Origin of the sequence: Streptomyces pathocidini (assembly GCF_001418495.1) — a bacterium.
Taxonomy (GTDB): domain Bacteria; phylum Actinomycetota; class Actinomycetes; order Streptomycetales; family Streptomycetaceae; genus Streptomyces; species Streptomyces pathocidini.
In genome coordinates this window covers 1-2,134 of sequence record NZ_LIQY01000336.1, presented here as the reverse complement: position 1 = coordinate 2,134, position 2,134 = coordinate 1, and the positions used below count along the sequence as shown (strand labels likewise).

The window sequence follows — 2,134 nt, the reverse complement described above, 5'->3', positions numbered from 1 at the left end:
GGCCGAGGCCGAGCGGCTGGCCAGTGCCCTGGCCGAGGCCGGACGCGGTCTGGTCCCGAGGCCCTGCGGCGGCTCGCCGCTGCCCGCGGCCACGGCGTCGGCCACCGCTCCCGTGCGCCCGGTGGCGCCGGGTCCGCTGCCGGCGGAGGGCGAGCTTCCGGGCGAGGCCGCCGCGACGGCCGCGTTCCGGGAGGCCATGGCCATGGGCGCCGCGACAGGCGCCGGGTCTACGCGCGGGGACGCCTCGGGCCCTGTACCGATGCCCGCGCCGGACGCCGAACGCGCCGCCGCGGCCCTGGGCGAGAGCCCGCGCGGCGCCTCCGGGAACAGGCAGCAGGTCATACGGCTCGGCGGTTCCGAGTGGCACGCGCGCATGGGCCGTTCGCTGCGCGCGGGGCTCACGGCCGGGCTCGCCGGCTGCATGCTGGGCGGGGCCGCGATCGCCGGCACCGCGGGTGTGCTGCCGGCGCCGTTCGGCGCCGGGCAGGACGAGCCCGGGCCGGTGCGGAGCGTGTCCGCCTCGGCGAGCGGCAACCCCAACTCCTCCGAACCGTCGCTCACTTGGGAGTCTGGCGGGCCCTCGCCCTCGCCATCCGGGGAGGACGGAAGCGAGCGACCGCGCGGCGGTTCGCCCACTCCTGAGGGCGACGCGCACGCGTCCGGCCGGTACGGAATCCCGAAGGGCGACTGGGGCTCGATGTTCGGCCACCGTGGCGGCTACTCGCCGCGGAACGCCGTCGCGATGTGCCGCGCGTACGAGGAGGGCCGGCTCGACCCGGCGACCAAGCGGCAGTGGGAGCAGGCCGCGGGCGGGGCCCGGGAGGCCAACCGCTACTGCGACCGCGTACTCGACGACGACCGCCGGGGGAGCGCGGGCTACGGCGGCGGCTACGGCGGTGACCGCGACGGCCGGGACGACGGCGACGGTGGCTACGGCTATGGCGACGGCCACTACGACGGCTATGGCGGCTACGGCGGCAGCGGCGGTAGCGGTAGCGGTGGCGGTTACGGCGACGGCGATGGCGGCAGCGACGGTGACAACGATGGCGGGATGAAGGCCGACGGCGGCCGGTACCCGTACGGAGACCGGTCCGGCGCCCAGGGAGCCGGCCCGAAGGGGCCCGGCGCGAAGGCTCCGAAGGCGTCCCAGGGCTCCGAGAACGCCGGGGGTTCAAAGAACGCCCAGGGCTCCCAGGGTTCCAAGGGGCCCCAGAAGGCTCAGGGTTCCAAGAACTCCAAGCCCTCCCAGGCTGGCAAGCCCTCCCAGGGCGCCGGCCCCCAGCAGGGCGGCTCCGACCGCTCCCGCCCCCAGGGCCGCTCCGGCCAGCGCTCGCCCGGTTTCGAACAGCGCTGACGCGTGGGTGTGACACTTTTCAGCCGCCCGGCGCAGTAGCTAATAGCCGACTGGTCATCGGCTGGCGCGTGAGCCGGGGTTCCCCCCGTACCTACGGCTCCGCGCAACCGGCGCGGGCGGGGCACGTTCCCCCGGCCCCGCTCGCGCCCCTTTCACCACGCTCCGGACCAGGCCGCGACCGGTCCTTTCCAGCCACTTCGGCCGCTCCGGCGACGGTCCCGGTTTCGTACAGCACCCCTTGGCGCGTCACCAGTAGACGACGACCTTGTCGCCCACCCGTACCTGCGCGAAGAGCGCGGCGATCTTCCCCGCGTCCCGCACGTTGACGCAGCCGTGCGAGGCGCCGCCGTAGCCGCGGGCCGCGAAGTCCGCCGAGTAGTGCACCGCTTGGCCGCCGCTGAAGAACAGTGCGTACGGCATGGGCGTGCGGTAGAGCGTCGAGAAGTGGTGGCGGCTCTTGAAGTAGACGTGGAAGGTGCCCTCGCGGGTGGGCGTGTACTGCGCGCCGAACCGCACGTCCATCGCCGAGACCACCCGCCCGTCCACCATCCACGCGAGCGTGGAGCTGCGCTTGCTGACGCACAGCACGCGCCCTGACCGGCAGCGCGGATCCGGCTGGGCGAGCGGCCTGCTCGTGGGCGGGTGGAGCACTGCCTGCGAGGGCGGGCGGGTGAGGGTGCGCAGCGCGCCCCAGGTCGCGGTGTCCACGGTGCCGGTGCGGGCGAGGCGGTACGCGGTGGCGTACCGGAGCTGGAAGTCCCGTACGGCGGCGGCCGTCAC

Annotated in this window: 2 protein-coding genes; one reads left to right on the top strand and one right to left on the bottom strand. The window is 75.3% G+C overall.

Going from position 1 to position 2,134, the window contains the following annotated elements:
- On the top strand, positions 1-1,354 hold a 1,354-nt coding region (locus tag AOK16_RS16575), incomplete at its 5' end, for a hypothetical protein (protein WP_055473018.1).
- Positions 1,355-1,600: 246 nt separating this feature from the next.
- On the opposite strand, the gene AOK16_RS16570 is transcribed toward AOK16_RS16575, so the two are convergent.
- Positions 1,601-2,134, bottom strand: a 534-nt coding sequence (locus AOK16_RS16570; protein WP_055473017.1) for a L,D-transpeptidase family protein, incomplete at its 5' end; no start/stop codon positions are given.